This is a genomic window from Streptomyces sp. NPDC005374 (assembly GCF_042872225.1).
In the GTDB taxonomy this organism is placed as follows: domain Bacteria; phylum Actinomycetota; class Actinomycetes; order Streptomycetales; family Streptomycetaceae; genus Streptomyces.
In genome coordinates this window covers 175187-200743 of sequence record NZ_JBIAKA010000007.1, presented here as the reverse complement: position 1 = coordinate 200743, position 25557 = coordinate 175187, and the positions used below count along the sequence as shown (strand labels likewise).

26 protein-coding genes and 2 pseudogenes are annotated in these 25557 nt (G+C 71.7%); 13 read left to right on the top strand and 15 right to left on the bottom strand.

Annotated elements, in window-relative coordinates; genetic code table 11:
• The first annotated feature begins 45 nt into the window (after window positions 1-45).
• The 3 genes from ACFYRX_RS19625 to ACFYRX_RS19615 all read left to right on the top strand — a co-directional run bounded on the left by ACFYRX_RS19625 (window position 46) and on the right by ACFYRX_RS19615 (window position 1766).
• Window positions 46-1191: an MFS transporter gene (locus tag ACFYRX_RS19625; protein ID WP_389101656.1), complete on the top strand. Its 1146-nt coding sequence runs from the start codon at window positions 46-48 to the stop codon at window positions 1189-1191.
• Window positions 1192-1284: 93 nt separating this feature from the next.
• On the top strand, window positions 1285-1509 hold the full coding sequence (locus ACFYRX_RS19620; protein WP_389101181.1) for a LexA family protein: 225 nt from the start codon (window positions 1285-1287) through the stop codon (window positions 1507-1509).
• A complete protein-coding gene (locus ACFYRX_RS19615) occupies window positions 1506-1766 on the top strand; it encodes a hypothetical protein (protein ID WP_389101179.1) in 261 nt (86 codons plus the stop codon). The genes ACFYRX_RS19620 and ACFYRX_RS19615 overlap by 4 nt, the downstream gene beginning before the upstream one ends.
• A 52-nt stretch (window positions 1767-1818) precedes the next feature.
• Here ACFYRX_RS19615 and ACFYRX_RS19610 read toward each other — a convergent pair whose 3' ends face one another.
• Both ACFYRX_RS19610 and ACFYRX_RS19605 read right to left on the bottom strand, forming a co-directional pair.
• Window positions 1819-2154, bottom strand: a complete 336-nt coding sequence (locus tag ACFYRX_RS19610; protein WP_389101177.1) for a hypothetical protein — start codon at window positions 2152-2154, stop codon at window positions 1819-1821.
• 149 nt (window positions 2155-2303) lie between these two features.
• Window positions 2304-2999, bottom strand: a complete 696-nt coding sequence (locus ACFYRX_RS19605) for a type 1 glutamine amidotransferase domain-containing protein (RefSeq protein WP_389101176.1) — start codon at window positions 2997-2999, stop codon at window positions 2304-2306.
• 218 nt (window positions 3000-3217) lie between these two features.
• Between ACFYRX_RS19605 and ACFYRX_RS19600 the strand changes: the two genes are divergently transcribed.
• Complete coding sequence (locus ACFYRX_RS19600; protein ID WP_389101174.1) at window positions 3218-3952, top strand: maleylpyruvate isomerase family mycothiol-dependent enzyme; 735 nt, start codon at window positions 3218-3220, stop codon at window positions 3950-3952.
• A 43-nt stretch (window positions 3953-3995) separates the two neighbouring features.
• On the opposite strand, the gene ACFYRX_RS19595 is transcribed toward ACFYRX_RS19600, so the two are convergent.
• Entirely contained in the window at window positions 3996-4376 is a 381-nt protein-coding gene (locus ACFYRX_RS19595) for a MarR family winged helix-turn-helix transcriptional regulator (RefSeq protein ID WP_389101172.1), read from the bottom strand.
• An 87-nt stretch (window positions 4377-4463) separates the two neighbouring features.
• Between ACFYRX_RS19595 and ACFYRX_RS19590 the strand changes: the two genes are divergently transcribed.
• Together ACFYRX_RS19590 and ACFYRX_RS19585 are read left to right on the top strand one after the other, a co-directional pair.
• Window positions 4464-5951: an MFS transporter gene (locus tag ACFYRX_RS19590; protein WP_389101170.1), complete on the top strand. Its 1488-nt coding sequence runs from the start codon at window positions 4464-4466 to the stop codon at window positions 5949-5951.
• A 238-nt stretch (window positions 5952-6189) separates the two neighbouring features.
• Window positions 6190-6477 (top strand): DUF6332 family protein, encoded by a 288-nt coding sequence (locus ACFYRX_RS19585; protein WP_389101168.1) that lies wholly within the window; start codon window positions 6190-6192, stop codon window positions 6475-6477.
• Here the strand turns inward: ACFYRX_RS19585 and ACFYRX_RS19580 are convergent.
• From ACFYRX_RS19580 to ACFYRX_RS19570, 3 genes are all read right to left on the bottom strand, one after another.
• A complete protein-coding gene (locus ACFYRX_RS19580) occupies window positions 6438-7103 on the bottom strand; it encodes a response regulator (protein WP_389101166.1) in 666 nt (221 codons plus the stop codon). The genes ACFYRX_RS19585 and ACFYRX_RS19580 overlap by 40 nt on opposite strands.
• Entirely contained in the window at window positions 7100-8335 is a 1236-nt protein-coding gene (locus ACFYRX_RS19575) for a sensor histidine kinase (RefSeq protein WP_389101164.1), read from the bottom strand. The genes ACFYRX_RS19580 and ACFYRX_RS19575 overlap by 4 nt, the downstream gene beginning before the upstream one ends.
• 82 nt (window positions 8336-8417) lie before the next feature.
• The gene (locus tag ACFYRX_RS19570; protein WP_389101162.1) at window positions 8418-9113 is read right to left on the bottom strand and encodes a TetR/AcrR family transcriptional regulator; all 696 of its coding nucleotides are present in this window, start codon (window positions 9111-9113) and stop codon (window positions 8418-8420) included.
• Between the two features lie 145 nt (window positions 9114-9258).
• On the opposite strand from ACFYRX_RS19570, the gene ACFYRX_RS19565 reads away from it, so the two are divergent.
• Window positions 9259-9708, top strand: coding sequence for a nitroreductase family deazaflavin-dependent oxidoreductase (locus tag ACFYRX_RS19565; protein WP_389101160.1), 450 nt, complete (start codon window positions 9259-9261; stop codon window positions 9706-9708).
• On the opposite strand, the gene ACFYRX_RS19560 is transcribed toward ACFYRX_RS19565, so the two are convergent.
• The gene (locus ACFYRX_RS19560) at window positions 9698-10966 is read right to left on the bottom strand and encodes a geranylgeranyl reductase family protein (RefSeq protein ID WP_389101158.1); all 1269 of its coding nucleotides are present in this window, start codon (window positions 10964-10966) and stop codon (window positions 9698-9700) included. The genes ACFYRX_RS19565 and ACFYRX_RS19560 overlap by 11 nt on opposite strands.
• Before the next feature lie 133 nt (window positions 10967-11099).
• Between ACFYRX_RS19560 and ACFYRX_RS19555 the strand changes: the two genes are divergently transcribed.
• From ACFYRX_RS19555 to ACFYRX_RS19545, 3 genes and pseudogenes are all read left to right on the top strand, one after another.
• Window positions 11100-12455 carry a dipeptidase gene (locus ACFYRX_RS19555; protein ID WP_389101156.1) on the top strand — a complete coding sequence of 452 codons (1356 nt, stop codon included), beginning with the start codon at window positions 11100-11102 and terminating at the stop codon, window positions 12453-12455.
• Window positions 12456-12520: 65 nt separating this feature from the next.
• Window positions 12521-13224 (top strand): annotated as a pseudogene (locus tag ACFYRX_RS19550) (MBL fold metallo-hydrolase).
• Window positions 13164-14267, top strand: coding sequence for a protein kinase family protein (locus ACFYRX_RS19545; RefSeq protein WP_389101154.1), 1104 nt, complete (start codon window positions 13164-13166; stop codon window positions 14265-14267). The pseudogene ACFYRX_RS19550 and the gene ACFYRX_RS19545 overlap by 61 nt, the downstream one beginning before the upstream one ends.
• Here the strand turns inward: ACFYRX_RS19545 and ACFYRX_RS19540 are convergent.
• The 4 genes and pseudogenes from ACFYRX_RS19540 to ACFYRX_RS19525 all read right to left on the bottom strand — a co-directional run.
• Window positions 14168-14379 (bottom strand): annotated as a pseudogene (locus ACFYRX_RS19540) (dipeptide/oligopeptide/nickel ABC transporter ATP-binding protein); the annotation flags it as partial. The gene ACFYRX_RS19545 and the pseudogene ACFYRX_RS19540 sit on opposite strands and share 100 nt — an antisense overlap.
• A 72-nt stretch (window positions 14380-14451) precedes the next feature.
• Window positions 14452-15492, bottom strand: coding sequence for an NUDIX domain-containing protein (locus ACFYRX_RS19535; protein WP_389101153.1), 1041 nt, complete (start codon window positions 15490-15492; stop codon window positions 14452-14454).
• A gap of 145 nt (window positions 15493-15637) precedes the next feature.
• A complete protein-coding gene (locus ACFYRX_RS19530; protein WP_389101151.1) occupies window positions 15638-15838 on the bottom strand; it encodes a hypothetical protein in 201 nt (66 codons plus the stop codon).
• A 319-nt stretch (window positions 15839-16157) separates the two neighbouring features.
• Complete coding sequence (locus ACFYRX_RS19525; RefSeq protein ID WP_389101149.1) at window positions 16158-17108, bottom strand: ROK family protein; 951 nt, start codon at window positions 17106-17108, stop codon at window positions 16158-16160.
• Between the two features lie 194 nt (window positions 17109-17302).
• Here ACFYRX_RS19525 and ACFYRX_RS19520 point away from each other — a divergent pair, with 194 nt between their 5' ends.
• Window positions 17303-18352, top strand: coding sequence for a LacI family DNA-binding transcriptional regulator (locus ACFYRX_RS19520; RefSeq protein ID WP_389101654.1), 1050 nt, complete (start codon window positions 17303-17305; stop codon window positions 18350-18352).
• Window positions 18353-18359: 7 nt separating this feature from the next.
• A complete protein-coding gene (locus tag ACFYRX_RS19515) occupies window positions 18360-19154 on the top strand; it encodes a hypothetical protein (protein WP_389101147.1) in 795 nt (264 codons plus the stop codon).
• Here the strand turns inward: ACFYRX_RS19515 and ACFYRX_RS19510 are convergent.
• On the bottom strand, window positions 19100-21013 hold the full coding sequence (locus tag ACFYRX_RS19510) for a protein kinase (RefSeq protein WP_389101145.1): 1914 nt from the start codon (window positions 21011-21013) through the stop codon (window positions 19100-19102). The genes ACFYRX_RS19515 and ACFYRX_RS19510 overlap by 55 nt on opposite strands.
• A 96-nt stretch (window positions 21014-21109) precedes the next feature.
• Window positions 21110-22426 carry a DUF6986 family protein gene (locus tag ACFYRX_RS19505; protein WP_389101143.1) on the bottom strand — a complete coding sequence of 439 codons (1317 nt, stop codon included), beginning with the start codon at window positions 22424-22426 and terminating at the stop codon, window positions 21110-21112.
• Window positions 22427-22616: 190 nt separating this feature from the next.
• Here ACFYRX_RS19505 and ACFYRX_RS19500 point away from each other — a divergent pair, with 190 nt between their 5' ends.
• Window positions 22617-23510 (top strand): endonuclease/exonuclease/phosphatase family protein, encoded by an 894-nt coding sequence (locus tag ACFYRX_RS19500; protein ID WP_389101141.1) that lies wholly within the window; start codon window positions 22617-22619, stop codon window positions 23508-23510.
• 58 nt (window positions 23511-23568) lie between these two features.
• Here the strand turns inward: ACFYRX_RS19500 and ACFYRX_RS19495 are convergent, their stop codons facing one another.
• Together ACFYRX_RS19495 and ACFYRX_RS19490 are read right to left on the bottom strand one after the other, a co-directional pair.
• Entirely contained in the window at window positions 23569-24531 is a 963-nt protein-coding gene (locus ACFYRX_RS19495; RefSeq protein ID WP_389101139.1) for an electron transfer flavoprotein subunit alpha/FixB family protein, read from the bottom strand.
• Between the two features lie 72 nt (window positions 24532-24603).
• A complete protein-coding gene (locus ACFYRX_RS19490; RefSeq protein WP_389101138.1) occupies window positions 24604-25392 on the bottom strand; it encodes an electron transfer flavoprotein subunit beta/FixA family protein in 789 nt (262 codons plus the stop codon).
• Window positions 25393-25557 lie beyond the last annotated feature (165 nt).

Below are 25557 nucleotides of genomic sequence, written 5' to 3'. Positions count from 1 at the left end.
AGCGACCTGACCCGGCTCCGTGTCGCACTCACCGTCTTCTTCGCCATGGACGGATTCATCTTCGCCGGCTGGGTCGTCCGCATCCCCGCGATCAAGGAACAGACCGGCGCTTCCGCCAGCGCCCTCGGCCTGGCCCTTCTCGGTGTCTCGGCCGGCGCCGTGATCACCATGATGCTCACGGGACGCCTGTGCCGCCGCTACGGCACCCACCGGGTCACCGTCGTCTGCGCCGCACTGCTCTCCCTCAGCGTCGCGCTGCCGCCGCTCACCCATTCCGCGGCGGCACTCGGCGCCGTACTGCTGGTCTTCGGTGCGGCCTACGGCAGCCTCAACGTCGCGTTCAACAGTGCCGCGGTCGATCTCGTGGGCGTCCTACGGCGGCCCATCATGCCCAGCTTCCACGCCGCGTTCAGCCTCGGCGGCATGATCGGCGCCGGGCTCGGTGGACTCGTCGCCGAAAACCTCTCCCCCACCCGGCACCTGCTCGGCCTCACCGCGATCGGCCTGCTCGTCACCGCTCTCGCGGGCCGAACCCTGCTGCACATCCGCCCCCCAACCCCCTCGGAACACACGCCTCATACGCAGCCCCCACCCGCCTCGGACCACCCACCCCAGCAGAAATCCGCACCCCGCCGCCCGGGCACCCGCACCCGGGGTCTGGTCATCACCTTCGGCCTGATCGCCCTGTGCACGGCCTACGGCGAGGGCGCCCTGGCCGACTGGAGCGCCCTGCATCTGGAGCACGACCTCGACGCCACGCCCGGTGTCGCGGCGGCCGGCTACTCCTGCTTCGCGCTCGCCATGACGATCGGCCGGCTGACCGGCACCAGGCTGCTCGAACGACTCGGCCAGACCCGCACGCTCGTGGGCGGCGGCACCACTGCCGCGCTCGGCATGCTGCTCGGCGCTCTCGCCCCCTCCGTATGGGCGACGCTCATCGGCTTCATGATCACCGGACTCGGTCTCGCCAACCTCTTCCCCATCGCCGTCGAGCGCGCGGGCAGGCTGGCCGGACCCGACGGGGTCGCCGTCGCCTCCACCCTCGGCTACGGCGGCATGCTGCTCGGCCCGCCGGCGATCGGCTTCATGGCCGACTGGTTCTCGCTCTCCGCCGCCCTCACCAGTGTCGCGGCACTGGCGGCCACCGCCGCGGCCATCGCACTGCTGACCCGGCGCTCGACAGCGGACTGACTCCGGGAGCCGCCACCGGGCCGTCACACGGGTGGGGCGGATGTGGCGCATGTCGACTTGCCCCGTAAATCGAACACGCGATCTAATCCGGATATGGCGAACCACCGGGTCGACTACCTCACCAGCACCCAGGAGCAGATCCTGCGCTGCATCCGCGAGTCGATCGCCGAACGCGGCGAGGCCCCCACCGTGCGGGAGATCGGCGCACAGGTAGGCATGCGCAGTCGTTCGTCCGTGCACTACCACCTGGGGCGGATCGAGGCACTCGGGCACATCGCCCGCGAGCCCCACAGAGCGCGCGGGATCAGGCTCACATGACCGACACCGCGCCTGATCCGCAGCGCTTCCACCTGACGGTGTCTGCCACCGGCCGGCCTGTCATGCAGGGCTGGTGGTCCCGGGAGGCGACGGCCCGGGACAAGTTCCGTGACTGGATCGGCGCCTACGGCAGGATGCCGGGCGCCCATGTCGCACTGACCGAGCGCGCCGGTGCCGACGAGCGCCTGCTGGAGAACTGGCCCGAGGGAGCGGCCGTGGCCGCCAAGAGCGCCCAGGGCATCACGGCCACCCCGTGATCGCGCCCGGCCCGGTCTCCGCCCACCCCGAGCAGCATGAGGTCCCGCCCGATCACTCGGGGTGGGCCACCGCTTCCTTCTGCAACTGCACGGCCGCCAGCAGGCTCAGTTTCGGCTCCGCCCGGCGCAGTGCCCGTACCGCCGCGACCGAGGTGATGTCGCCCGTGAACCCGACGCCGGCCAGCCGGGAGCGGACCCAGCGGGCGCGCAGCCGGGTCTCGGTGGCGGCGGCGGTGGACTCGACGAGCGCGACGGCACGTTCCAGCCCCGGACGCTCCGCGGGCGGGGCCTCGGTCAGCGCCTGCCGCAGGGCGGCTCCGACCACGTCCGCGTCCCGGACGAGCAGCACGAAGTTGTGCTTCTTGTTCAGTCCCGTGAGTCTCGACATACGGGTCATCGTGACGGTCATGTGCCGTGCCTGCCAACGGACTTGAGCAGCCTCAGAGGCTTGGCGCCCGCCTCTCGGCCAGGGGCCGGTCGATGTCGGCCGCCCGTGGAGAGGCCGGCCGCAGCAGGGCGGCCCGCCTCTCCCCCGGCTCAGCCCAGCTTCTTGAGCAGTTCGACGGCGAGCGGCGCGGAGGACGCCGGGTTCTGCCCGGTCACCAGGTTTCCGTCGACGATCACGTGCGGGGCCCACGGCTCGGCCTCGTCGACCTGCACGCCGGCCTCGGTGAGCCGGTCCTGCAGCAGCCACTTGGCCTTGTCGGCGAAGCCCGCCTGGGTCTCCTCGGTGTTGGTGAAGGCGGCCACGCGGCGCCCGGCGAACACGTTGGACCCGTCGGCCTTGGTGGCGGCGAGCAGAGCGGCCGGGGCGTGGCAGACGACGCCGAGGGGCTTGCCGCTCTCCAGGGCACGGGTGAGCAACTGCCCGGAGTCGGCGTTGACCGCGAGGTCCTCCATCGGGCCGTGACCGCCGGGGTAGAACACGGCCGCGTAGTCGTCGAGGGGCACGTCCTCCAGCCGTACCGGCTGCTGGAGTTCGGAGGCCGCCGCGAGCACCCCGGCGATCCGGTCGGCGTTCTCCTGCCCGCCGTTGAGTTCGGCAGCGAGGCTGCCCTTGTCCACGGTCGGCACGACACCGCCCGGGGTGGCCACGACGATCTCGTGTCCGGCGGCCTTGAAGGCCTCATAGGGGGCGACGGCCTCCTCGGCCCAGAATCCGGTGGGGTGCTGGGTACCGTCGGCCAGGGTCCAGTGGTCGGCACCGGTCATCACAAAGAGGATCTTCGACATGGTGAAACCGTAGTCCCGCCCTGTCATATAAATCCAATAGGGCGCATGCGTCCGAGGGACAGGAGCACCAATGGCTCCGAGGGGCGCCTGATGCGGCAGCCGACGGTCACCACGCCCGACCCGAACGCGATGAAGGCTGCGATCGCAGACGGCACCGGACGCACTGCGCTCCCCCGCCGTCCGTGCGCCGAGAAGCCGGCGTCGGGCACACTCGCCCCATGGAGACAGCCGAGTTCATCGAGATCCTGGAGCAGGAAGGCCTGTTGCTCGCGTCCGCCGCCGAGCAGGCCGGTACCGACGCCAAGGTGCCGACCTGTCCGGCCTGGCAGGTGCGGGACCTGCTGCGGCACACGGGGGCGGTACATCGCTGGGCGACGACGTTCGTCGCCGAGGAACACGCCGCCTTCCGCCCGTTCGGAGACGAACCCGCCCTCGACGGCGATGAGTTGCTGTCCTGGTTCCGCACCGGCCACCGCCGCCTGGTCGACACGCTCGGCTCCGCCGCGCCCGACGTGCGGTGCTGGAGCTTCCTGCCCGCACCGTCGCCGCTCGCGTTCTGGGCCAGGCGGCAGGCGCACGAGACTTCCGTGCACCGCTTCGACGCGGAGGCGGCGCGCGGCGGCACCCCGACGGAGACCGGACGGGACTTCGCGGCCGACGGCATCGACGAGTTGCTGCGCGGCTTCCACGCCCGCGCGAAGAGCCGGGTCCGCAGCACCGAGCCCCGGGTCCTGCGGGTGCGGGCGACCGACACGGCCGGCGCCGTGTGGACCGTACGGCTGACCGAGGAGCCGCCCGCGGCCGAGTACGGCGATGCGGGGAACGTCGACTGCGAGGTGTCCGGGCCTGCCGCGCGGCTGTACGCGGCGCTGTGGAACCGGCTGCCGTTCCCGCAGGTGACCGGGGACGTGTCGGTCGCCGAGCTGTGGCGGGAGAAGTCCGCCGTGGGCTAGGGCCTGTGTGGGGTCGTGATCTGGGTTCGCGGGGCCGACAGGCCTAGGACGGTTCCAACATCCTTGTCAGGACCGCGCGTTGCACCGGCAGGGCGTCGCCGTGCAGCGCGCGTCCTTTGGACGTGAGTGACACCCGGACGCCCCGCCGGTCCTCCGCGCACATCCCGCGCGCGACGAGTCCGTCCTTCTCCAGGCGGGCGATCAGCCGGGACAGCGCGCTCTGGCTCAGATGGACCCGCTCGGAGATCTCCTGGACGCGGTAGTCGCAGCCGTCGTGGGCGAGGACGTCCAGGACCTCGAAGTCGCTTGCGCACAGGCCGTGTTGGTTCAGGGCGCGGTCCAGTTCGCATTGCGTGCGCGCGTGCAGCGCCAGGATGTCCCGCCACTGCTCCGCGAGTGCCTGCTCGGGCTTCTTCGCCACCATGCGCGGCACCGTAGCAGAGAAGGTGGATTATTGCATCGGAATTAAATGCGCTTGCATTCGATGCATGCGCATGTAGTGTTCTGGGTCATGACCTCTCCGCTCACCACCCCGGCGGCCGCGTCCTCGGCGGTCCGCTGGACACCTCGACTCTGGGGCACCCTCCTGGTGCTGTGCGCCGCGATGTTCCTGGACGCGCTGGACGTGTCGATGGTCGGCGTCGCCCTGCCGTCCATCGGCGCCGACCTGGGCCTTTCCACCTCCACGCTGCAATGGATCGTCAGCGGTTACATCCTCGGCTACGGCGGCCTCCTGCTCCTGGGCGGCCGAGCCGCCGACCTGCTGGGCCGACGCCAGGTCTTCCTGGTGGCCCTGGGCGTCTTCGCGGTGGCCTCGCTGCTGGGCGGCCTCGTCGACTCGGGCCCGCTGCTGATCGCCAGCCGCTTCATCAAGGGTCTGAGCGCCGCCTTCACCGCACCGGCGGGCCTGTCCATCATCACCACGACGTTCCCACAGGGCCCGTTGCGCAACCGCGCGCTCTCCATCTACACCACCTGCGCCGCCACCGGATTCTCCATGGGCCTGGTGCTCTCCGGCCTGCTCACCGAGGCCAGTTGGCGCCTGACCATGCTGCTGCCCGCGCCCATCGCCCTCATCGCCCTGATCGCGGGCCTGAAGCTGCTGCCGCGCAGTCCCCGCGAGAAGGACCACAACGGGTACGACATCCCCGGCGCCGTCCTCGGCACCGCCTCGATGCTGCTGCTGGTCTTCACCGTCGTACAGGCTCCGCAGTCCGGCTGGGCCTCCGCCCGCACACTGCTGTCCTTCCTCGCCGTGGCCGTGCTGCTGACGGTGTTCGTCCTGGTCGAACGACGTTCCCCGGGCCCGCTGATCCGGCTCGGCGTGCTGCGCTCGGGCACCCAGATCCGCGCCCAGCTGGGCGCCATGGCCTTCTTCGGCTCCTATGTGGGCTTCCAGTTCCTCGTGACCCTTTACATGCAGACGCTGCTCGGCTGGTCTGCGCTGCACACCGCGCTCGCCTTCCTGCCCGCGGGCGCGCTGGTGGCGGTGTCCTCGACGAAGGTCGGCTCGATCGTCGACCGGTTCGGCACCCAGCGGCTGATCCCGGCGGGCTTCGCACTGATGGTCGTCGGGTACGCACTGTTCCTGGGTGTCGACCTCGACCCCGTGTACGCCGCCGCGATCCTGCCGTCGATGCTGCTCATCGGCGCCGCCTGCGCGCTGGTGTTCCCGTCGCTCAACATCCAGGCCACCAACGGCGTCGAGGACCACGAGCAGGGCATGGTCTCCGGTCTGCTCAACACCTCGGTACAGGTCGGCGGTGCGATCTTCCTGGCGATCGTGACCGCGGTGGTGACCGCGGGCGCTCCCGAGAACGCCACCCCGCAGGCCGTCCTCGACAGCTACCGCCCCGGCCTGGCCGTGGTCACGGCCGTCGCCGCGGCCGGCTTGCTGATCACCCTCACGGGACTGCGCACCCCGCGTGGCCCGCAGCAGACCGTCGTGGTCGCCAAGTCCACCGTGCAGGAGGCGGAGCGCGTCACCGTACGCGACTAGGGCCTGCCCGGCGGATGAGGCCGGAGCGGCGACGCGATGGGGCCCCTCCCGCGCGAGATCGCTCGAGCGTGGAGGAGTCGGCAACCGGCGACAACACCCCTGGGGTCACCCGCTCTGGGGGGAGCCCGTGACGATGTCGGCATGATCCGCCGGGCAGGCCCCTGAGGGGCGCCTCCGGCACCGGGTGCCCGGCCGAGCATGCTTGCTCCGCCGGGCGCCCGGCTGTGAGACTTCGGGGATGGAGACTCACGGGGGACGGCGTGACCAGGCCGAGCGGGATGCCGTCACCGTCGAGATCGGGTATGCGCTGTGCAGTGCGTTGTTCGCGGCAGCGGTGATCTTCGGAGCCGTGGCAGGGCCGGCGCTGCTGTTCGAACTGCCGGGCACCGTCGAGACGTTGCTGCTGCGCGTCGGGACCGCGCTCGCACCCGTGGTCTTCCTCGCCCGGGTGATCAGCGTGCTGGTGCGGTTCCGGCAGGACGGCGATCAGCCCAGCCAGCCCGGCCGCACCAACCCCGACTCATAGGCCAGTACGACGAGTTGGGCGCGATCCCGGGCGCCCAGCTTCACCATGGTGCGACTGACGTGGGTCTTCGCGGTGAGGGGGCTGACGACCAGGCGGCGGGCGATCTCCTCGTTGGACAGGCCGATGCCGACCAGGGCCATCACCTCCCGTTCCCGCTCGGTGAGTTCGGCGAGGGCGCCATCGGCCGCGGGCTCCTTGGAGCGGGCCGCGAACTCGGCGATGAGACGTCGGGTCACACCCGGCGAGAGCAGCGCGTCGCCGTCGACCACCGCCCTTACGGCGCGCAGGAGTTCCTCCGGTTCGGTGTCCTTGACCAGAAAGCCGGAGGCGCCCGAACGGATCGCCTCGAAGACGTACTCGTCGAGTTCGAAGGTGGTGAGCATGACCACCCTCACGTCGCACAGCGAGGCGTCCTCGGTGATGCGGCGGGTCGCGGCGAGGCCGTCGAGCAGGGGCATCCTGATGTCCATCAGCACGATGTCCGGGCGCAGTTCGCGCACCTTGGCGAGTGCTTCCTCACCGTCGGAGGCCTCCCCGGACACCTCGATGTCCGGCTGCGCGTCGAGCAGCGCGCGGAAGCCCGCGCGCACGAGCGACTGGTCGTCGGCGAGCAGTACGCGGATCACCGGTTCTCCTCCTGGGCCTTCACATCGAGCGGCAGTACGGCGAGCACCCGGAACCCTCCGTCAGGACGCGGCCCCGCCTCGATCGTGCCACCGAGTGCCGCGGCCCGCTCCCGCATTCCGGCCAGACCGTTGCCGCTGCCGCCCGCGTCGGCGCCGGTCCCCGGTCCGTCGTCGTCGATACGGAGCCGTAGCGCGCCGACCCCGTGTTCGAGCCGTACGCGCGCGTGCCGCGATCCGGAGTGCCGTACGACATTGGTGAGCGCCTCCTGGACGATCCGGAAGGCGGCGAGGTCCGCGCCGGGCGGCAGTTTCGGCGCCGTTCCCTCCACCTCGACCGTGAGGCCCGCGCCCGCCGCCTGGGCGACCAGCTCGGGCAGCCGGTCGAGACCTGGCGCGGGGGCGCGCGGCGCGTCACCTGGGGTGCGCAGGGTGTCGAGCACCTGGCGCACCTCGCCGAGCGCCTCCTTGCTGGCGGCCTTGATGGTGGTGAGCGCGGTGCGGGCCTGTTCGGGGTCGGTGTCGAGGAGGGCTAGGCCGACGCCGGCCTGGACGTTGATGACGGAGATGCTGTGGGCGAGCACGTCGTGCAGTTCGCGGGCGATCCGCAGCCGCTCCTCGTCGGCGCGGCGCTGTGCGGCCCGGGCCCGTTCGGCGCGCTCCCGGGCCCACTGCTCGCGCCGGGTCCGGGCCAGCTCCGACAAGGCGACGATGGCGACGACCCAGGCGGCGATCACGCCTTCCTGCCCCCAGGGAGCGGCCGGGTCCCTGGATGGCGGCAGCCACTGGTAGAGCCAGTGGGCCACCAGGACATGCCCGGCCCAGAGCATTCCGAGCGCGGTCCACGCGGCCTTGCGGTGCCCGGCCACAACGGCGCTGAAACAGGCGAGGGCGACGGTCAGGAAGACGGGCCCATAGGGATACCCGGCCCCGAGATACAGCATCGCGGCAGCCGCCGTACCGAAGGTGACGAGCACCGGCCGCCGGTGCCGCCACAGCAGCAGTCCCGATCCGATCACCAGCAGCGCCCGCGCGAACGGATCGAGCGCGGCCCGCTCGGCCTGCTGCTGGGCCGCGTAGTTCGAGCCCCCCAGCACGAAGAGCGTGAGCAGCAGCGTGGACGCCCACGGCCACCGGGCCGCCCGCTCCTGGTTGCCCGGGCGCGTCCACCACGGCGGGCCCTGCCGCCACCACTGCGGGCGTGCGGCCCCGCGTACGCGCTGCTCACCGTCCATGACAGCCACGCTAGACGCCCCGGCCGGGCCAGGGCGTCCCCCCGGCGTGGCGATCACGCGTACTCCCCGCGAAGTACGCCGGTCACCGCCGGCGCAGCCCCACGCTCCGCCCCAGTTGCCGCACCGCGTGCCGGAAGAACGGCTCCCGCTCCTCCACGACCCGGTTGAACTGCCCGAAGAGCTCGAAGCCGACCAGGCCGAAGAGCTGGGCCCAGGCCCCCACAAGGGGCGCGGCCACCTCGGGCGGCAGGTCGGGGGCGAGGTCGGCGGCCATGCGGGCGGACTCCGCCCGGAGGTCCTCGGGGACCGCGGGCAGTTCCGCGAGACCCGGGCCCAGGTGGGCGTCGCGCACGATGCCGATCAGGACGAGGCCGACACGGGCGGCGGGCGGGACGGTGGTCTGCGGGGCGGTGTAGCCGGGGACGGGAGAGCCGTAGATCAGGGCGTACTCGTGCGGATGCTCGAGCGCCCAGCGGCGTACGGCCTCGCATGTGACGACCCAGCGGTCCAGCGGGTCCTCCCCGGCGACGCTCCCGTGGGCGTGTTCGGCGCTCTCGCCCAGCGAGTCGTACGCGTCGATGATCAGCGCGGTGAGGAGGTCGTCGCGGCTGGGGAAGTAGCGGTACAGCGCCGAGGAGACCATCCCCAGCTCACGCGCCACGGCCCTGAGGGAGAGCTTCGCGGCGCCCTCCGCCACGAGCTGTCTGCCCGCCTCGTCCTTGATGGCTGCGGTGACCTCGATCCGGGCTCTGGCGCGGGCGCCTTGTGTGCTGCTCATACCCACCAGTGTCACACGAAGACAGATCGGTGCACACAAACGAGAGCACTGCACTTGTTCTGAGGCGTCCACTCGTGCAGACTGAGGACACGGAGAGAGCAGTGCTCACAAAAGAGAGCACGCTCTCACACATCCTGGGGGTCTCATGTCCACGCACGTCCAGAAGCCCGGCTGGTTCACGGTCAACATCCTCAACCGCAGCGTGGCCTGGATGACCCGTCGTGGCCTCAGCGTCTGGGGCTCACGGATCCTGGCCGTCCGCGGCCGCAAGAGCGGTGAGTGGCGCACCACCCCGGTGAACCTGCTGACCGTGGACGGCGAGCAGTACCTGGTCGCCCCGCGCGGCCACGTCCAGTGGACCCACAACATGCGCGCGGCCGGCGGCGGCGAGCTGCACCTGGGCAAGAAGGCCGAGTCCTTCACCGCCACCGAGGTGACCGGCGAGGAGAAGGTCCCGCTCCTGCGCGCCTACCTCAAGCGCTGGAAGGCCGAGGTCGGCGTCTTCTTCAAGGGCGTCGGTCCCGACTCCCCCGACGCCGAACTGCTGCGCATCGCCCCCGACCACCCGGTCTTCCGCATCACGCTCACGAAGTGAGCTCGCCGCCCGCGGACTGCTCGGGACGGGTGTCCAGCGCGGCCAGGGCCCGCTGGACCATCGGCCGGCCGCGGACGAGCTCACCGAGCGAGGTCGAGCCCTGGGTGATCTCCCTGAACGCGTTCCACGCGGGCCTGAAGCCCGTCAGCGCCGCGTGGAACAGACCGGGACGGCGCTCGAAAGCGGCCAGCATCCGCTTGCCGACGCTCATCTCGACACCGAGGCCCGCTTTGATGGCGAACGCGTAGTTCAGCGCCTGGCGCCGGGTGTCCACCGCGTCGTGGGCCTCCGCGATCCGTACCGCCCACTCCCCCGCGAGCCGCCCGGAGCGCAGTGCGAAGGAGATGCCCTCGCGGGTCCACGGCTCAAGGAGCCCCGCCGCGTCACCGCACACCAGCACCCGCCCGCGCGAGAGCGGGGAGTCGTCGGCGCGGCAGCGGGTCAAGTGGCCCGAGGAGATGCTCGGTTCGAAACCGGCCAGCCCGAGACGCCCGATGAAGTCCTCCAAGTACCGCTTGGTGGCGGCACCTTCACCGCGCGCCGAGATCACCCCCACGGTCAGGGTGTCCCCCTTGGGGAAGACCCAGCCGTAACTGCCGGGCATCGGGCCCCAGTCGATGAGGACCCGCCCCTTCCAGTCCTCGGCGACGGTCTCCGGCACCGGGATCTCCGCCTCCAGGCCGAGGTCGACCTGGTCGAGCTTCACCCCGACATGCGCGCCTATCCGGCTGGCGCTGCCGTCGGCCCCCACGACGGCCCGCGCGAGCAGCGTCTCGCCGCCCTGCAGGACCACCGCGACCGTGCGCCGGTCCGGGACCGTCGAGCCGTGCTGCTCGACGCGCTGGACGGTGACGCCGGTGCGCAGCTCGGCGCCCGCCTTCTGCGCGTGCTCGACGAGCTGCTGGTCGAACTCGGGCCGGTTGATCAGCCCGAACAGCATCTGCCGGGAACGCCGCGTGCGGGTGAAGCGGCCGTTGTTGGAGAAGGTGACCGCGTGCACACGGTCCCTGAAGGGCAGTTCGAAGCCGGGCGGCAACGAGTCCCGCGAGGGGCCGATGATGCCGCCGCCGCATGTCTTGTAGCGCGGCAGTTCCGCCTTCTCCAGCAACAGCACGCGCCGGCCCGCGACCGCCGCCGCGTAGGCGGCCGAAGCCCCCGCGGGTCCCGCACCCACCACGACGACGTCCCACACCCGCTGTGCGTCGTCCTGCACGTCGTCCGCCGAGGCGTCGTCCGCCGAAGAGTTCTCGCTGCTCACGATGGTCTGCTGCTCCCGATCAAGCCGTTGCCGCACCTGTCTCCCGCATCCTACGGCGGGCTCGCCCACAGACCACTGTGGGAGGATCTACGGCACTCACAGGTACAACGTCGCACCCACAAGGAGCGTGCCCATGTCGTCGAATCCGGTCGCCGAGACCGTCGCCTCGCTGATGCCGAGAGCGCGGGCGGAGCTCACCGAACTGGTGGCGTTCAGGTCGGTGGCGGACTTCGACCAGTTCCCGAGGAGCGAGAGCGAGGCCGCCGCCCGCTGGGTCGCGGACGCGCTCACCGCCGAGGGATTCCAGGACGTGGACCTGCTCGACACCCCGGACGGCACCCAGTCGGTGTACGGCTACCTGCCCGGCCCGGAGGGCGCGAAGACCGTCCTGCTCTACGCCCACTACGACGTGCAGCCGCCGCTGGACGAGGCCGGCTGGACGACCCCGCCGTTCGAACTCACCGAGCGCGACGGGCGCTGGTACGGGCGCGGGGCCGCCGACTGCAAGGGCGGTGTGATCATGCACCTGCTCGCGCTGCGCGCCCTCAAGGCCAACGGCGGGGTTCCGGTCCATGTGAAGTTCATCGCGGAGGGCTCGGAGGAGCAGGGCACGGGCGGTCTGGAACGGTACGCCGAGCAGCATCCCGCGCTCCTGGAGGCGGACACCGTCGTCATCGGCGACGCGGGCAACTTCCGCACCGGCCTGCCGACGGTCACCGCGACCCTGCGCGGCATGACGATGATGCGCGTCCAGGTCGACACCCTGGAGGGCAACCTCCACTCCGGCCAGTTCGGCGGCGCCGCCCCGGACGCGCTGGCCGCGCTGATCCGCCTGCTGGACTCGCTGCGTGCGAAGGACGGCTCGACCACGATCGACGGGCTGACCCCGGGAGCGGCCTGGGACGGCCTCCAGTACGACGAGGAGCAGTTCCGGGCGGACGCCAGGGTGTTGGACGGCGTCGAGCTGATCGGCTCCGGCACGGTCGCCGACCGCATCTGGGCCACCCCCGCCGTCACGGTCCTCGGCATCGACTGCCCGCCGGTCGTCGGCGCCACCCCGTCCGTGCAGGCGAGCGCACGCGCACTGGTCAGCCTGCGGGTGCCGCCGGGCATCGACGCGGAAGAGGCGACCAGGCTGCTCCGGGCCCACCTGGAGACGCACACGCCGTGGGGTGCGCGGGTCAGCACCGAGCAGATCGGCCAGGGCCAGCCGTTCAGCGCGGACACCACCAGCCCGGCGTACGCGGCGATGGCCGACGCGATGGCCGTGGCCTACCCGGGCCAGGAGATGCAGTACGCCGGCCAGGGCGGCTCGATCCCCCTCTGCAACACCCTCGCCGCCCTCTACCCGCACGCCGAGATCCTCCTCATCGGGCTGAGCGAGCCGGAGGCCCGCATCCACGCCGTGGACGAGAGCGTCTCCCCACAGGAGTTGGAGCGTTTGTCGGTGACGGAAGCCCTGTTCCTGCGCAACTACGCGGCGGGCTGAGCCGACGCCTCTGCCGTCGACAGAAGGCCCTCGTCCACGGACGGGGGCCTTTCCACGGTCGTCCCATGGACGTCATCGAACTCTCCCGCAGCTCCACCTCCTGCGCTTCCCGGTCGGCCAGGCCCACCTGTGGCGCGACGGCGAGGAGTGGACGCTGATCGACGCAGGTCCGGCGGGCTCCGCCGCGGCGGTCGCCGCCCGTTCGCCAGGACGCCTGCGACGAATCGTGCTCACCCACTTCCACGAGGACCATGTGGGCGGGGCGGGCGAGTCGGCCGCGCGGACCGGCGCCGAGGTGCCGGCCCACCGACTGGACACGCCCGCGATTCGAGGCGAAGTGCCGGGCCCGCCATCGGCGTTCGCGGACCGGGAGCGCCCCTGCACGCGGAAGCCCTACGCCATCTGCCGCGGGGCGGGTTCGCAAGGCCGACGCAGGTCACCGAGGTGTCCGAGGGCGAACTGCTCGACTTCGGCGTCGGAGCGCGGGGCGTCCACGTCCCCGGACACACACCGGGGATCATCGCCTCCATCTCCCCGAGCACGGGCTGCTGTTCACCGGGGACGCGGCGGCCGCCTCCCCGCTGGACGGGAGGCGATACCCGGGGTGTTCAACGCCGACCGGGCCCAAACCCTTCGCTCTTTCGCCAGGTTGGCGGCGATCGGCGCGAACATCGCGTGCTTCGGCCACGGGGAGCCGACCATGGGCCCATGGTCTCCTCCGCGCGCCTCACCACCCACGCCGACACCGCCACCTCCCTGGCCCTCCTGAGCGACCGCGGCCTCGCGGACCTCGTGGCGTCCGGCACCCCCGCCGGGACCGGGATCGGCGGGCAGGCCACCCTCCTGGAAGTGGACGGCGTACGGGTCTTCGTGAAGCAGGTGCCGCTCACCGACACCGAACTCCACCCCGACAACGTCCGCTCCACCGCGAACCTCTTCGACCTGCCGGCCCGCTGCCACTACGGCATCGGCGCGATCGGCAGCCCAGGCTTCGGCGCCTGGCGGGAGCTGGCCGCGCACGAGATGACGACCAACTGGGCACGCTCCGGCCGCTTCCCGGGCTTCCCGCTGCTCCACCACTGGCGGGTACTGCCCCACGCCCCGCGACCGCTTCCCGAGCAACTGACCGATGTGGAGCGGGCCGTGGCCTACTGGGGCGGCGGGCGCGAGCGCATCGAGGCCCTGAGCACGGCCTCGGCGAGCCTGACGCTGTTCCTGGAGTACCTCCCGCACACCCTGCACGACTGGTTCTCCGACGAGCTGAGCACAAAGGAAGCCGACTCCGCCTGCGCCCTCGTGGAGCAGGGCCTCGAAGCCGTCACCGGCTTCCTCCAGGAGCGGCAACTCGTCCACTTCGACGCCCACTTCCGCAACATCCTCACAGACGGACGACGCCTCTACCTGACCGATTTCGGACTGACCTCTTCGAACCGCTTCCACCTCACGCCGCAGGAGCGCGACTTCCACGACCACCACCGTCGCTACGACCGCGCCTACGCCCTCTCCTACCTGGTGCACTGGCTGGTCGTCGACCAGTACGGCCTCGGCCGGGACGCACGTGAGGACTTCATCCGTGCGTGCGCCGACGGCATGCGCCCCGAGGGAATCCCCGGGGCCGCGGCCGCGCTCATCTCCCGGCACGCCCGACTCGCCGTCGTGGTCGGGGACTTCAACCGGCGCCTGGAACAGGAGAGCAGGCTCACCCCGTACCCTCACGACGACGTCGACGCGCTGTCCCCCAGGACAGTCAGCGCCGGATCCAGCACGATGCCCGCGCCGCGGGCCTCGGCGCTCGACCCCTCCGAGAAGTGACAGGCCGTCAAGTGGCCCTCCGCGTCACCCGCCACGCTGGCGCGCACCTGTCCTGGGCCCTCCAGCAGCGAGTCCGGAAGCGGCAGCCGGAAGCCAGACCGACCGGGGAGGGCGGACCGAACATGGCCCCGAACACGACAAGGTCCCGTCGGCACCGCATGCCGACGGGACCTCACCCGGGCCGTCAGCCGGTCGGAACCCCGGCTTCCAGGTACAGCGCGGCCCCGCGCTCTCTGGCCCGCAGCGCCCACCGAAGCCGCTCGTAGCGCACGGGCGGCAGCAGCTCCGCGGCCTCCTCCTCGCTGGCGAAACACCAGCCGCGCAGCTCGGGACCGGGCAGCAGCACCGACTGCGCCCGAGCGGCGTCGAGCCTGCCGCCGTCGAAGAGGAGACGCAGTCCGCCGTATCCGGGAGGCGCGGGCGGCTCCCAGTCGACGACGAGGAGACGGGGGACGTCGTCCAGCCGGACACCGGTCTCCTCGGCGACCTCGCGCACGCCCGCCCGGGCAGGCGCCTCGCCGGGTTCGACGACACCGCCGGGGAACTCCCAGCCGGCCTTGTAGGTGGGATCGACCAGCAGCACGCGGTCGTGCTCGTCGAAGAGGAGGACCCCGGCAGCCACGGTCTCGGCCGTCGGCTCGGGGGTCTGCACGATGTCGCACACGGACGCGGTCCCGGCGCCGAGGGCCTGGGCGATGCGGGCGGCCGTCTCGTACGGGGTGAGCGCGCTGTTGTCGATCAGGTGGGCGTCGGCGGTGAGCCAGGAGGCGAGGGCGGCCCGGTAGGGCTCGATGTGGCCGTACGCCCACTGCTCCTGTCCCGTCCCGCCGTGCGGCGGGATCGGCGGGGTCTCCCGCCCGGTTATTCGTTCACGCAGGATCGTTTCCGCCGGAGCGAGGAGGAGATGCCGGACACTGATCCGGCGGGCGGCGAGGCCGCCGAAGATCTCGTCGCGGTACTCCTGGCGCAGCAGGGTCATGGGGACCACGAGGGTGCCGCCGAGCTCGGCGAGCATCGCGGCCGCCGTGTCGATCACCAGACGTCGCCAGATCGGCAGGTCCTGCAGGTCGCCGACCTCGGCGAGGTGCTTGGGCGGCAGCAGACGTACGACCGCCGCGCCGATGTCCTCGGGGTCGAAGAGCGCGCTGTTCGGGATCAGTTCGATCAGTTCCCGTGCGGTGGTGGTCTTCCCCGCACCGGACGCGCCGTTGATCCAGACGATCACGGACTCCCCCTCTTCTGTTTGGCCCCCTGAGGCTTGCCCGTTCCACCCTGCCACGGAAACCAGCCGCAGTTGAGGGCACATGAGCGCGACGCCGGAGCCCCCATGTGAGGGGGCTCCGGCGTCGTGGTCCGTACGGCGGGAACCGTCAGCGGTTCTGGCCGAGGGCGGTCTCGTCGACGCCGTCCAGGCTGTCGCTGGAGACGGTGTGACCGAGGGTGCTCAGGGTGTCGTCGACGTTGATGTGGTTCAGCTCCTTGCCCAGGTCCAGGGAGTGCGACGGCGTGACCGCGGCGACGACGAAGCCGGTGGCAAGGGAGGCGATGGCGAGCATGCTGCGCTTCTTCATGCGCTGATCAACGTCACCGGGCGGAATGAGTCACGCTGCCGCCCCTCGCACGGCTGTCTTCCACCACGGTCCGACACGTCCTGCCGCAACGCCCACAAGAGGACGCGGACGCGGTCGTCCCGCCGTCCGTCGGCACGGGCAACGTGACGACACTCGTCGTCACCGACGGCGGGGACGGCATCGGTCGGACCACACGGACAGGGCGGACGCGCTGCTCAGTGCTGACAGCGCCCGGCGACCGGGTCCGCGGTCCGTCTCCGGACCCGGTCGCCAAGTGAACGTTTCTGCCGACAGCGCCGACACCTCGTACCGCCCCGGCTCAGAACGCCGCGGCCGTGTCCGCCTGCCTCGCGAGCGCCGCCGCGGCCGCGCCGACCAGTCCGGCGTCCGTGCCCATCTGCGCGGGTACGATCGTCAGACGCCGGACGAAGGAGAGGGTCGCGTAGTCGCCCAACGCCTTGCGCAGCGGCTCGAAGAGGACGTCGCCCGCCTTGCCCACCCCGCCGCCGATGACGGCGATGTCGATCTCGACGAGGGTGGCGGTGGCGGCGATCCCGGCGGCCAGCGCCCGGGCGGCCCGCGCGAAGGAGGCCACGGCGACCGGATCGCCCGCCCGGGCCGCGTCGGCCACCGCGGCGGCGGAGGTGTCGCCGTCCGGGCCGGGCCGCCAGCCGTTCTCCAGCGCGCGCCGGGCGATGTTCGGCCCGCTGGCTATGCGCTCCACACACCCGCGCCCACCGCACGGGCACGGGTCGCCGTCCAGGTCGACGCTGATGTGCCCGATGTGGCCGGCGTTGCCGGTCGGCCCGGCGTGCAGCTGGCCGTTGAGGACCAGGCCGCCCCCGACGCCCGTCGAGACGACCATGCACAGCGCGTTGTCGTGCCCGCGCGCGGCACCCTGCCAGTGCTCCGCCGCCGTGATGGCCACGCCGTCGCCGATCAGCTCGACGGGGAGCCCGCCGACCGCCTCCTGGACGCGGTGGACCAGCGGATAGTCACGCCAACCCGGCACGTTCACCGGGCTCACGGTGCCGGTGGAGGCGTCCACCGGGCCCGCGCTGCCGATGCCGATGGCGGTGGCGCGTCCCCACAACGGTGAGTCGGTGAGCTCGCCGAGCGTTCCCTCGACGGCGCGCATCACGCTGTCGCCGTCCTCCTGCGCGGGAGTGGCGCGCTGCGCGCGCAGCAGGATCCGGCCGTGGCCGTCCACCAGCGCTCCGGCGATCTTGGTGCCGCCGATGTCGAGCGCAGCCACGAGGTCGGTGTGCATCAGTGTCAGTTCTCCCCGTCAACCTTGAGGAATGGACAGGCCGGTCTCGCGGTGGGGGCGCTGGCCTGCAGATTTCGATGGACAGTGTCTCCCGCATCTGACAACGTTGTCCAGGCTCTATGCTCGACGCCACATCCTCATACAAAATCATGGACCGCCGCATCCCCGTCGACGACAGGACAGGACGCCGTATAGTGCCCGACACCCACAGCCGAGCAGACCGCCTCACCGCGACGCGATACGGCAACCGCCCGACCATGAAGGACGTGGCCGCTCGGGCCGGTGTGGGGCTCAAGACGGTCTCGCGTGTCGTCAACGGCGAGGCGGGTGTGACCCCGGAGACCGAACACCGGGTCCGGGAGGCCATCGACGCGCTCGGCTTCCGCCGCAACGACAGCGCGCGCGTGCTGCGCAAGGGCCGTACGGCCAGTATCGGCCTGGTCCTGGAAGACCTCGCCGACCCGTTCTACGGCCCCCTCAGCCGCGCGGTGGAGGAGGTCGCCCGGGCCAACGGGTCCCTGCTCATCAACGGTTCCAGCGCGGAGGACCCGGAGCGGGAGCAGGAACTGGTGCTGGCGCTGTGCGCACGGCGCGTGGACGGGCTCGTGGTCATTCCGGCCGGTGACGACCACCGTTATCTGGAGCCCGAGTTGAAGGCGGGTGTCGCCACGGTGTTCGTGGACCGTCCGGCGGGCCGGATCGACGCCGACGTGGTCCTGTCCGACAACTTCGGCGGCGCCCGCGACGGAGTGGCCCACCTGATCGCCCACGGGCACCGGCGGATCGGCTTCATCGGCGACATGCCCCGCATCCACACGGCCGCCGAACGGCTGCGCGGGTACCGGGCCGCCATGGAAGACGCCGGCATAGAGGTGGCGGACGCCTGGACCTCGCTCGGGATCACCGACCCGGAGCGGGTACGCCGGGCGGCGGAGGAGATGCTGACCGGGCCCTCCCCCGTGACCGCGATCTTCGCGGGCAACAACCGGGTTACGGTCACCGTGGTCCGCGTCCTCGCCGAACACACCCGCCGGGTCGCCTTCGTGGGCTTCGACGACATCGAACTCGCCGACCTGCTGCAGCCCGGCGTCACGGTCGTGGCCCAGGACGCGGCGACGCTCGGCCGCACGGCCGCCGAGCGGCTGTTCCGTCAGCTGGACGGCACACTGCTGACGCCGGAGCGGATCGAACTGCCGACGCGGCTGATCACGCGCGGCTCCGGCGAACTGTCCCCCACGGACTGAGCGGCACGTGCGGGACGGCACTCTGGAGTCCCTCGGCCTGGCCGAGGCACCACGCGATCACCCGTTGCGCTACCCCGGCGCCTGGCCGCCGGACTCCGCGCTCCTCGACGGCGACCGGCTGCTGCCCCTGGATCGCCTGGTCCACGAGGACCGCGTCCCCGTGCTCGCGGTCGGCTCCAACGCCAGTCCGGGGCAACTGCGGCACAAGATGGCCGAGTTCGGGATCACCTCACCGATCCCGATGGTGAGGGCACGGGTGAGCGGCGTCGACATCGGCGTATCCGCGCACGTGAGCCGCATGGGATACGTGTCCGCTTCACCCTTCCACGCCCCGGACGCCGTACGGGAGTTGTTCGTCATCTGGCTGGACACCGAGCAGCTCGCGGTCGTCGACGCGAGCGAGGGAGTGCCGCTGCCGAACGGCAACTACGGCCGCGCCCTGCTGCCCGCGCCCGAGGTGCGGGTCGAGCTGCCCGACGGCGTGACGCTCCCGGCCGTGCACGCGTACGTCAACCGCCACGGCGTCCTGCACGACGGCACCGGCGCTCCCCGCACCCACCCCGGCCAGCGGGAGCTGTTGACCGAACTCCTCGTGGGATCGGCCCGGTTGAGGGAGCTGTTCGGTGTCACGCCCGAGGAGTTCGTGGCACGGGCCCGCGCCGACCACCGGCTGTGCGAGGCGGGCACCCGGCTGTTCGCCGACGAGAAGCGGGTGGCGGCGTCCGGCCTGGAGCGGTACGTGACGGTTCAGCAGGCCGGAAGCCCCGGCACCGGCTCGTCGTTGCCCCCGCCCCTGATGTAGACGTCGCTGACCCAGACACCGGTGTTGCCGCTGTCGTCGTCCGTCTTCGCCCACCAGACGTTGGTCCACTCGCCGGACGTCTCGCGGCGGCCCAGGTTCGACTGGCAGTAGAAGTAGTTGGTGCCCGCGTTGAGGACGCCTGCCTCGGCGCCGGAGGCGGTGTAGGACGTGGCGGTCTTCCAGACGCTGCAGTTGTACTTGCCGCCGCCGATGGCGGTGCAGGCCGGAGTCGGCGCCGGGGTACTGGAAGCGCCGCCGTCCCCGCCGTCCCCGCCGTCCCCGCCGTCCCCGGTGCCCCCGGAGCCGCCGTCTCCTGAGGTGCCGCCCGAGCCGCCGCCCGACGTACCGCCGCCTGTGGAGTTCGCCGTGGAGGTCGCGGAGGCGGAGCTGGAGGGTCCGGAGCCGCCGCTCCCGCCGGACGTGTTCTTCGCGCTCGGCGTCTTCTTGGCGCCCTTGTCCGTCGGCTCGGGGCTGCTGGACCGGTCCGCGTCGGTGCGGGCGGACGCGGAGGCCGTCGTGCTCGTACCGGACGCGGGCGGGCGGGCGTCCGCCTCGGCGTTGCCGGTGTCGTTGAGCAGCGCGACGGCGGTTCCGGCCACCGCGAGAACCACGGTGACGGCCGCGGCGACGAGCAGCGCGCGCCCCTTGCGGCGGGGTGGGCGGGACTCGCCCATGAGGCCTGTCTGGGGCTGGTCCTGGGACACGGGAGGTCCGAAACCGTGTGAGGGGAGCCCGGTCTGCCCCGGAGCACCGCTCTGAGCGGCAGGAGGCCCGAAGCCCTGAGCCCCCGGCACGCCCTGCCCGGGGGTGTCGAACCCGGTCGCGGCCACGGGCTCCGCCGGCCTGGCCGGTTGCGCTGCCCCCGGCCCCGCCATCCGGAAACCCGGCGGCAGCGGCGGAGTGTCGGGCTCCGACTCCGGTTCCGCCCGTCCGGCCGGAGCCGCCGCACCGCGCAGAGTCGTCGTGGCGCTGTCCGTCCCCGCCGGGGCCGCCACCGCCGTGTCCGCCACCGTCTGAAGCAGCTCGCGGGCCTCCTCGGCCCCCGGGCGGGCCTCTGGACGCTTGTCGAGCAGACGCTCCAGGACGGGGCCGAGGGCTCCGGCGCGGTGGGACACGGGGAGTGGTTCGCCGACGATCGCGGTGAGCGTGGAGAACGTCGACGTACGGCGGAACGGCGAGGCGCCTTCGACGGCCGCGTACAGCGTGGCGCCCAGGGCCCACACGTCGGACGCCGGTCCCGGATCGGCGCCCTGGGCCCGCTCGGGGGCCATGTAGTCCAGGGAGCCGACGAGGTGGCCGGTGCGGGTGAGCTGGGTGGCCGCGCCGTCGCCCGGGTCCTCCATGGTGGCGATGCCGAAGTCGGTCAGCAGGACGCGGCCCGAACGGTCGAGCAGGATGTTGCCGGGCTTGACGTCCCGGTGCAGCACGCCGGCCTCGTGGGCCGCGGCCAGCGCGTCCATGACCTTGGCGCCGATCCCGGCCACCTCGCGCGGGTCGAGCGGGCCGCGCTCGCGCAGCACGGCGTCCAGGGACGGGCCGTCGACCAGCTCCATGACGATCAGCGGACGTCCGTCGACCTCTCCCACGTCGTGCACGGCGACGACACCGGGATGGCGTACCCGGGCCGCGGCACGGGCCTCGCGCTGCATCCGCAGCCGCAAATCGGCGAGCTCGGGACCGTCGGCATCGGTGTAGGTGCGCAGTTCCTTGACGGCGACCTCGCGGCCGAGGACCTCGTCGACGGCCCGCCAGACCACACCCATGCCACCGCGCCCGAGCTGGGCCACGACCCGATACCGCCCGGCCAGCAGGCGACCGGTCTCGTCCTGGCCCCTTGCGTTCGTCTCCCCCGAAGACACAGCTGCCCCGTTCCTGTGAACACGTCAATTCGTGCGGTACAGACTACGGGGCAGGAGTGACAACTCCAGTCGGCGGTTGCGACTGTGACAGGTCCGCTACTTCTCCGGCTTTTTCGTGGAGACGGTCAGGTCACCGCGCCTGGGTGCCGCATAACTCTCCAGGTCGGCCCGGGTCAGACCGGCCTGCCGGGCCACCTCGGCGATGTCGAGGGCACCGCAGTCGAGGCCGCGCAGCAGATAGCCGCTGAGCGCCTTGGCGGTGGCGGGTTCGTCCATGACGTCCCCGCCGGTGCGGTTGGCGTAGCGGGCGAGGCGGCCGGCGGCCTGCTCGAAGCCCTCGCGGTAGAAGGCGAACACGGCCGCGTACCGGGTGGGGATGTGGGCGGGGTGCATGTCCCAGCCCTGGTAGTAGGCGCGGGCGAGTGCCCGGCGCGTCAGACCGTAGTGCAGCCGCCAGGCGTCGTGGACCTTCGCCGTCGGCCCGACCGGCAGGACGTTCGTGGAGCCGTCCGACACCCGTACGCCGGTGCCCGCGGCCGCGACCTGCATGATCGCCTTGGCGTGGTCGGCGGCGGGGTGGTCGCTGGCCTGGTAGGCGGCGGAGACGCCGAGGCAGGCGCTGTAGTCGAAGGTGCCGTAGTGCAGTCCGGTGGCGCGGCCCTCGGCGGCCTGGATCATACGGGCGACGGTGGCGGTGCCGTCGGTGGCGAGCACGGACTGGCTGGTCTCGATCTGGATCTCGAAACCGAGGCGGCCGGGGTCCAGCCCGTGCGCCTTCTCGAAAGCTTCCAGGAGCCGAACGAACGCGGTGACCTGCTCGGCGTACGTCACCTTCGGCAGGGTCAGCACCAGCCCCTCGGGCAGGCCGCCCGCCGCCATGAGGCCGGTGAGGAAGATGTCGAGGGTCCGGATACCGCGGTCACGGACGGCCGCCTCCATGCACTTCATACGGATGCCCATGTACGGCGCCGCGGTGCCGTTCTTGTACGCCTCGGCGATCAGCCGGGCCGCGCGGGCCGCCGCCTCGTCCTCCTCGGCGTCCGGGCGCGGACCGTAACCGTCCTCGAAGTCCACGCGCAGGTCCTCGATGGGCTCCCGCTCCAGCTTGGCCCGCACGCGCGCGTGAACGGGTTCGGCGAGTTCGTCGGACAGTCCGAGCACGGCGGCGAAGGACGCGGCGTCCGGGGCGTGTTCGTCGAGGGCGGCGAGAGCCCGGTCGCCCCAGGAGCGGACGGTGTCGGCGGCGAAGACGTCACCGGGGACGTAGACGGTGTGGACGGGCTGGCGGGTGCCGGGGTCTCCGGGGTAGCGGCGCTCCAGTTCGGCGTCGACCGGCGCGAGAGAGGCGCTGATCTCCTCGCTCACGGCACCCGCGAGGCTCGTCGCCACCTGCTCCTGCTGGCCCTGGCCCATCCCGCATCCTCCAGTTTTCCACTCTACGGAATCAACAATCCGTTGAACGAAAGTTATCCGTGAAGCTTCCCGACGGTCAACACCTCGTCCACAGCGTGAGCCGTCCCGTTCATCCAGGATGCCGAGAACCCCTACGCCGTCTTCCACACACCGGCTCGAACATTCATCCTGGTCCGTCGGGAGGGACACCATGCCGGACATCAACAGAATGACGCGTCGTATGGGGCTCAGAACCGCTGTGGCCGCCGCCGTCACCGTGCCGCTCATGGGCACGCTGCCGGCCTCCGCCGCCAGGTCGGCCAACCGCCGACTCGATGTCATGACGTTCAACCTACGCTTCGCCAGCACCTCAGAACCCAACAGCTGGACCACCCGCCGCCCGGTGATGCGCCAACTGCTGCGCCAGGAGGCCCCCACCGTCCTCGGCACCCAGGAGGGCCTCTACCAGCAGCTGCGCGACATCGACTCCGACCTCGGACCGCACTACGACTGGATCGGCACCGGCCGCGAGGGCGGTAGCCACGACGAGTCCACGGCGATCTTCTACGACACCCGGCGCCTGGCCCCCGTCGAGCACGACACGCTCTGGCTCTCCGACACGCCCAGGGTCGTCGGCTCCAACACCTGGGGCGCCGCGTTCCCCCGGATCGTCACGTGGGTGCGCTTCCGCGACCGGGCCGTCGGCGGACGGGACTTCTACGTCTTCAACACACACTTCGACCACGTGGGCCAGTACGCGCGCGAGCGTTCCGCGCAGTTCCTCGGCCGGCAGATCGCCTCGTTCGACCACTCACTGCCGGTCGTCGTGACCGGCGACTTCAACGCCGCGGCCCACGAGAACCAGGCGTACGACATCCTGCTCGCCACCGGACTCGTCGACACCTGGGACGCGGCGGCCGAACGCAGCCGGCTGTACGCGACCTTCCACGGCTACAAACCCCTGACCCCCGACGGCGAACGCATCGACTGGATCCTGGCCACGCCGGGCACCACCGTCCACCGGGCCGCCATCAACACCTTCGAGATGAACGGGCAGTTCCCCAGCGACCATCTGCCGGTGCAGGCCACCGTGACCCTGGGATGAGCCGAGGCCCCCGCGACCGTACCGATGGTCGCGGGGGCCTCGTACGCCCGGAACGGGATCAGCCCTTGCGGGTGTTGATCTCCTGGGTGAGGGCGGGGACGACGTCGAAGAGGTCGCCGACGACGCCGTAGTCGACGAGGTCGAAGATGGGGGCTTCGGCGTCCTTGTTGACGGCGACGATGGTCTTGGAGGTCTGCATGCCGGCGCGGTGCTGGATGGCGCCGGAGATGCCGTTGGCGATGTACAGCTGCGGGGACACGCTCTTGCCGGTCTGGCCGACCTGGTTGGTGTGCGGGTACCAGCCCGCGTCGACCGCGGCACGGGAGGCGCCCACGGCGGCGCCGAGGGAGTCGGCCAGGGCCTCGATGATCGCGAAGTTCTCGGAGCCGTTGACGCCGCGGCCGCCGGAGACCACGATCGCGGCCTCGGTCAGCTCGGGGCGCCCGGTGGACTCGCGCGGGGTGCGGCCGGTGACCTTGGTGCCGGTGGCCAGCGGGCCGAACGTCACGCTCAGTTCGGAGACGGTGCCGGCGGCAGGGGCGGCCTCCACGGCGGCGGAGTTGGGCTTGACGGTGATGACGGGGGTGCCCTTGGAGATGCGGGACTTGGTGGTGAAGGAGGCGGCGAACACCGACTGGGTGGCGATGGGGCCTTCGTCGCCGGCTTCCAGGTCGGTGGCGTCGGTGATGATGCCGGAGCCGATGCGCAGGGCGAGGCGGGCGGCGATCTCCTTGCCCTCGGCGGAGGAGGGCACCAGCACGGCGGCCGGGGAGATCTCGGTGACGGCGGCCTGCAGGGCGTCGACCTTGGGCACGACGAGGTAGTCGGCGTACTCGGCGGCGTCGTGGGTCAGGACCTTGACGGCACCGTGCTCGGCCAGGGTGGCGGCGGTGTCGGCGGCGCCGTTGCCCAGCGCGACGGCGACCGGCTCGCCGATCCGGCGGGCCAGGGTCAGCAGCTCCAGGGTGGGCTTGCGGACGGCACCGTCCACGTGGTCGACATAGACGAGAACTTCAGCCATGGGAATGCTCTCCTGCGGATTGCGAAGTCTGAGGGGCGGTAAGGGGGTTGAGCCTCAGCGGGCCGGGAGCCCTTAGATGAACTTCTGGCTCGCGAGGTACTCGGCGAGCTGCTTGCCGCCCTCGCCCTCGTCCTTGACGATCGTGCCCGCGGTGCGCGCGGGCCGCTGGGTGGCGGAGTCGACCGTGGTGTACGCGCCCTCCAGGCCCACCTGACCGGCCTCCAGGTCCAGGTCCGACAGGTCCCAGGCCGCGACCGGCTTCTTCTTGGCGGCCATGATGCCCTTGAAGGAGGGGTAACGCGCCTCGCCCGACTGGTCGGTGACGGAGACGACGGCCGGCAGCGAGGCCTCCAGCTGCTCCGAGGCCGCGTCACCGTCGCGGCGGCCCTTCACCACCCCGTCCTCGACGGACACCTCGGACAGCAGGGTCACCTGCGGCACACCCAGGCGCTCGGCCAGCAGCGCCGGGACCACGCCCATGGTGCCGTCGGTGGAGGCCAGACCCGAGATCACCAGGTCATAGCCGGCCTTCTCGATCGCCTTGGCCAGCACCAGCGAGGTACCGATCGCATCCGTGCCGTGCAGATCGTCGTCCTCGACGTGGATCGCCTTGTCGGCGCCCATCGACAGCGCCTTGCGCAGCGCGTCCTTGGCGTCCTCGGGGCCCACCGTCAAAACGGTGACCTCGACGTCGTGGTCGGAGTTCTCCGAGATCTGCAGCGCCTGCTCGACCGCGTACTCGTCCAGCTCGGAGAGCAGACCGTCCACATCGTCCCGGTCGACGGTCAGGTCATCGGCGAAGTGCCGGTCGCCGGTGGCGTCGGGCACGTACTTCACAGTGACAACGATCCTCAAGCTCACGCCGGCTCTCCTACTGCATCGTCATTTTTCGGCTGCCTCTTGCAGGCAGCATAGGCGCCCCAAGCGGCCGATCCCGGTCAGGGCGGGCTGCGCTCCGACCGCAATATTACTCACCAGTACACCCAGCTCCTGCCCGCTAAGCAAGCGCTTTGAACTGTGACCTTC

Excerpts from the sequence above, each read along its gene's own strand:
- ACFYRX_RS19555 (WP_389101156.1), top strand. The coding sequence starts at position 11,100 with ATGTCGTCGAATCCGGTCGCCGAGACCGTCGCCTCGCTGATGCCGAGA.
- ACFYRX_RS19585 (WP_389101168.1), top strand. The coding sequence starts at position 6,190 with ATGGAGACTCACGGGGGACGGCGTGACCAGGCCGAGCGGGATGCCGTC.
- ACFYRX_RS19600 (WP_389101174.1), top strand. The coding sequence starts at position 3,218 with ATGGAGACAGCCGAGTTCATCGAGATCCTGGAGCAGGAAGGCCTGTTG.
- ACFYRX_RS19625 (WP_389101656.1), top strand. The coding sequence starts at position 46 with ATGGACGGATTCATCTTCGCCGGCTGGGTCGTCCGCATCCCCGCGATC.
- ACFYRX_RS19505 (WP_389101143.1), bottom strand. The coding sequence starts at position 22,426 with ATGGGCCAGGGCCAGCAGGAGCAGGTGGCGACGAGCCTCGCGGGTGCC.
- ACFYRX_RS19605 (WP_389101176.1), bottom strand. The coding sequence starts at position 2,999 with ATGTCGAAGATCCTCTTTGTGATGACCGGTGCCGACCACTGGACCCTG.
- ACFYRX_RS19565 (WP_389101160.1), top strand. The coding sequence starts at position 9,259 with ATGTCCACGCACGTCCAGAAGCCCGGCTGGTTCACGGTCAACATCCTC.
- ACFYRX_RS19590 (WP_389101170.1), top strand. The coding sequence starts at position 4,464 with ATGACCTCTCCGCTCACCACCCCGGCGGCCGCGTCCTCGGCGGTCCGC.
- ACFYRX_RS19575 (WP_389101164.1), bottom strand. The coding sequence starts at position 8,335 with ATGGACGGTGAGCAGCGCGTACGCGGGGCCGCACGCCCGCAGTGGTGG.
- ACFYRX_RS19570 (WP_389101162.1), bottom strand. The coding sequence starts at position 9,113 with ATGAGCAGCACACAAGGCGCCCGCGCCAGAGCCCGGATCGAGGTCACC.
- ACFYRX_RS19525 (WP_389101149.1), bottom strand. The coding sequence starts at position 17,108 with ATGCACACCGACCTCGTGGCTGCGCTCGACATCGGCGGCACCAAGATC.
- ACFYRX_RS19495 (WP_389101139.1), bottom strand. The coding sequence starts at position 24,531 with ATGGCTGAAGTTCTCGTCTATGTCGACCACGTGGACGGTGCCGTCCGC.
- ACFYRX_RS19615 (WP_389101179.1), top strand. The coding sequence starts at position 1,506 with ATGACCGACACCGCGCCTGATCCGCAGCGCTTCCACCTGACGGTGTCT.
- ACFYRX_RS19530 (WP_389101151.1), bottom strand. The coding sequence starts at position 15,838 with ATGAAGAAGCGCAGCATGCTCGCCATCGCCTCCCTTGCCACCGGCTTC.
- ACFYRX_RS19500 (WP_389101141.1), top strand. The coding sequence starts at position 22,617 with ATGCCGGACATCAACAGAATGACGCGTCGTATGGGGCTCAGAACCGCT.
- ACFYRX_RS19545 (WP_389101154.1), top strand. The coding sequence starts at position 13,164 with ATGGTCTCCTCCGCGCGCCTCACCACCCACGCCGACACCGCCACCTCC.
- ACFYRX_RS19595 (WP_389101172.1), bottom strand. The coding sequence starts at position 4,376 with ATGGTGGCGAAGAAGCCCGAGCAGGCACTCGCGGAGCAGTGGCGGGAC.
- ACFYRX_RS19620 (WP_389101181.1), top strand. The coding sequence starts at position 1,285 with ATGGCGAACCACCGGGTCGACTACCTCACCAGCACCCAGGAGCAGATC.
- ACFYRX_RS19610 (WP_389101177.1), bottom strand. The coding sequence starts at position 2,154 with ATGTCGAGACTCACGGGACTGAACAAGAAGCACAACTTCGTGCTGCTC.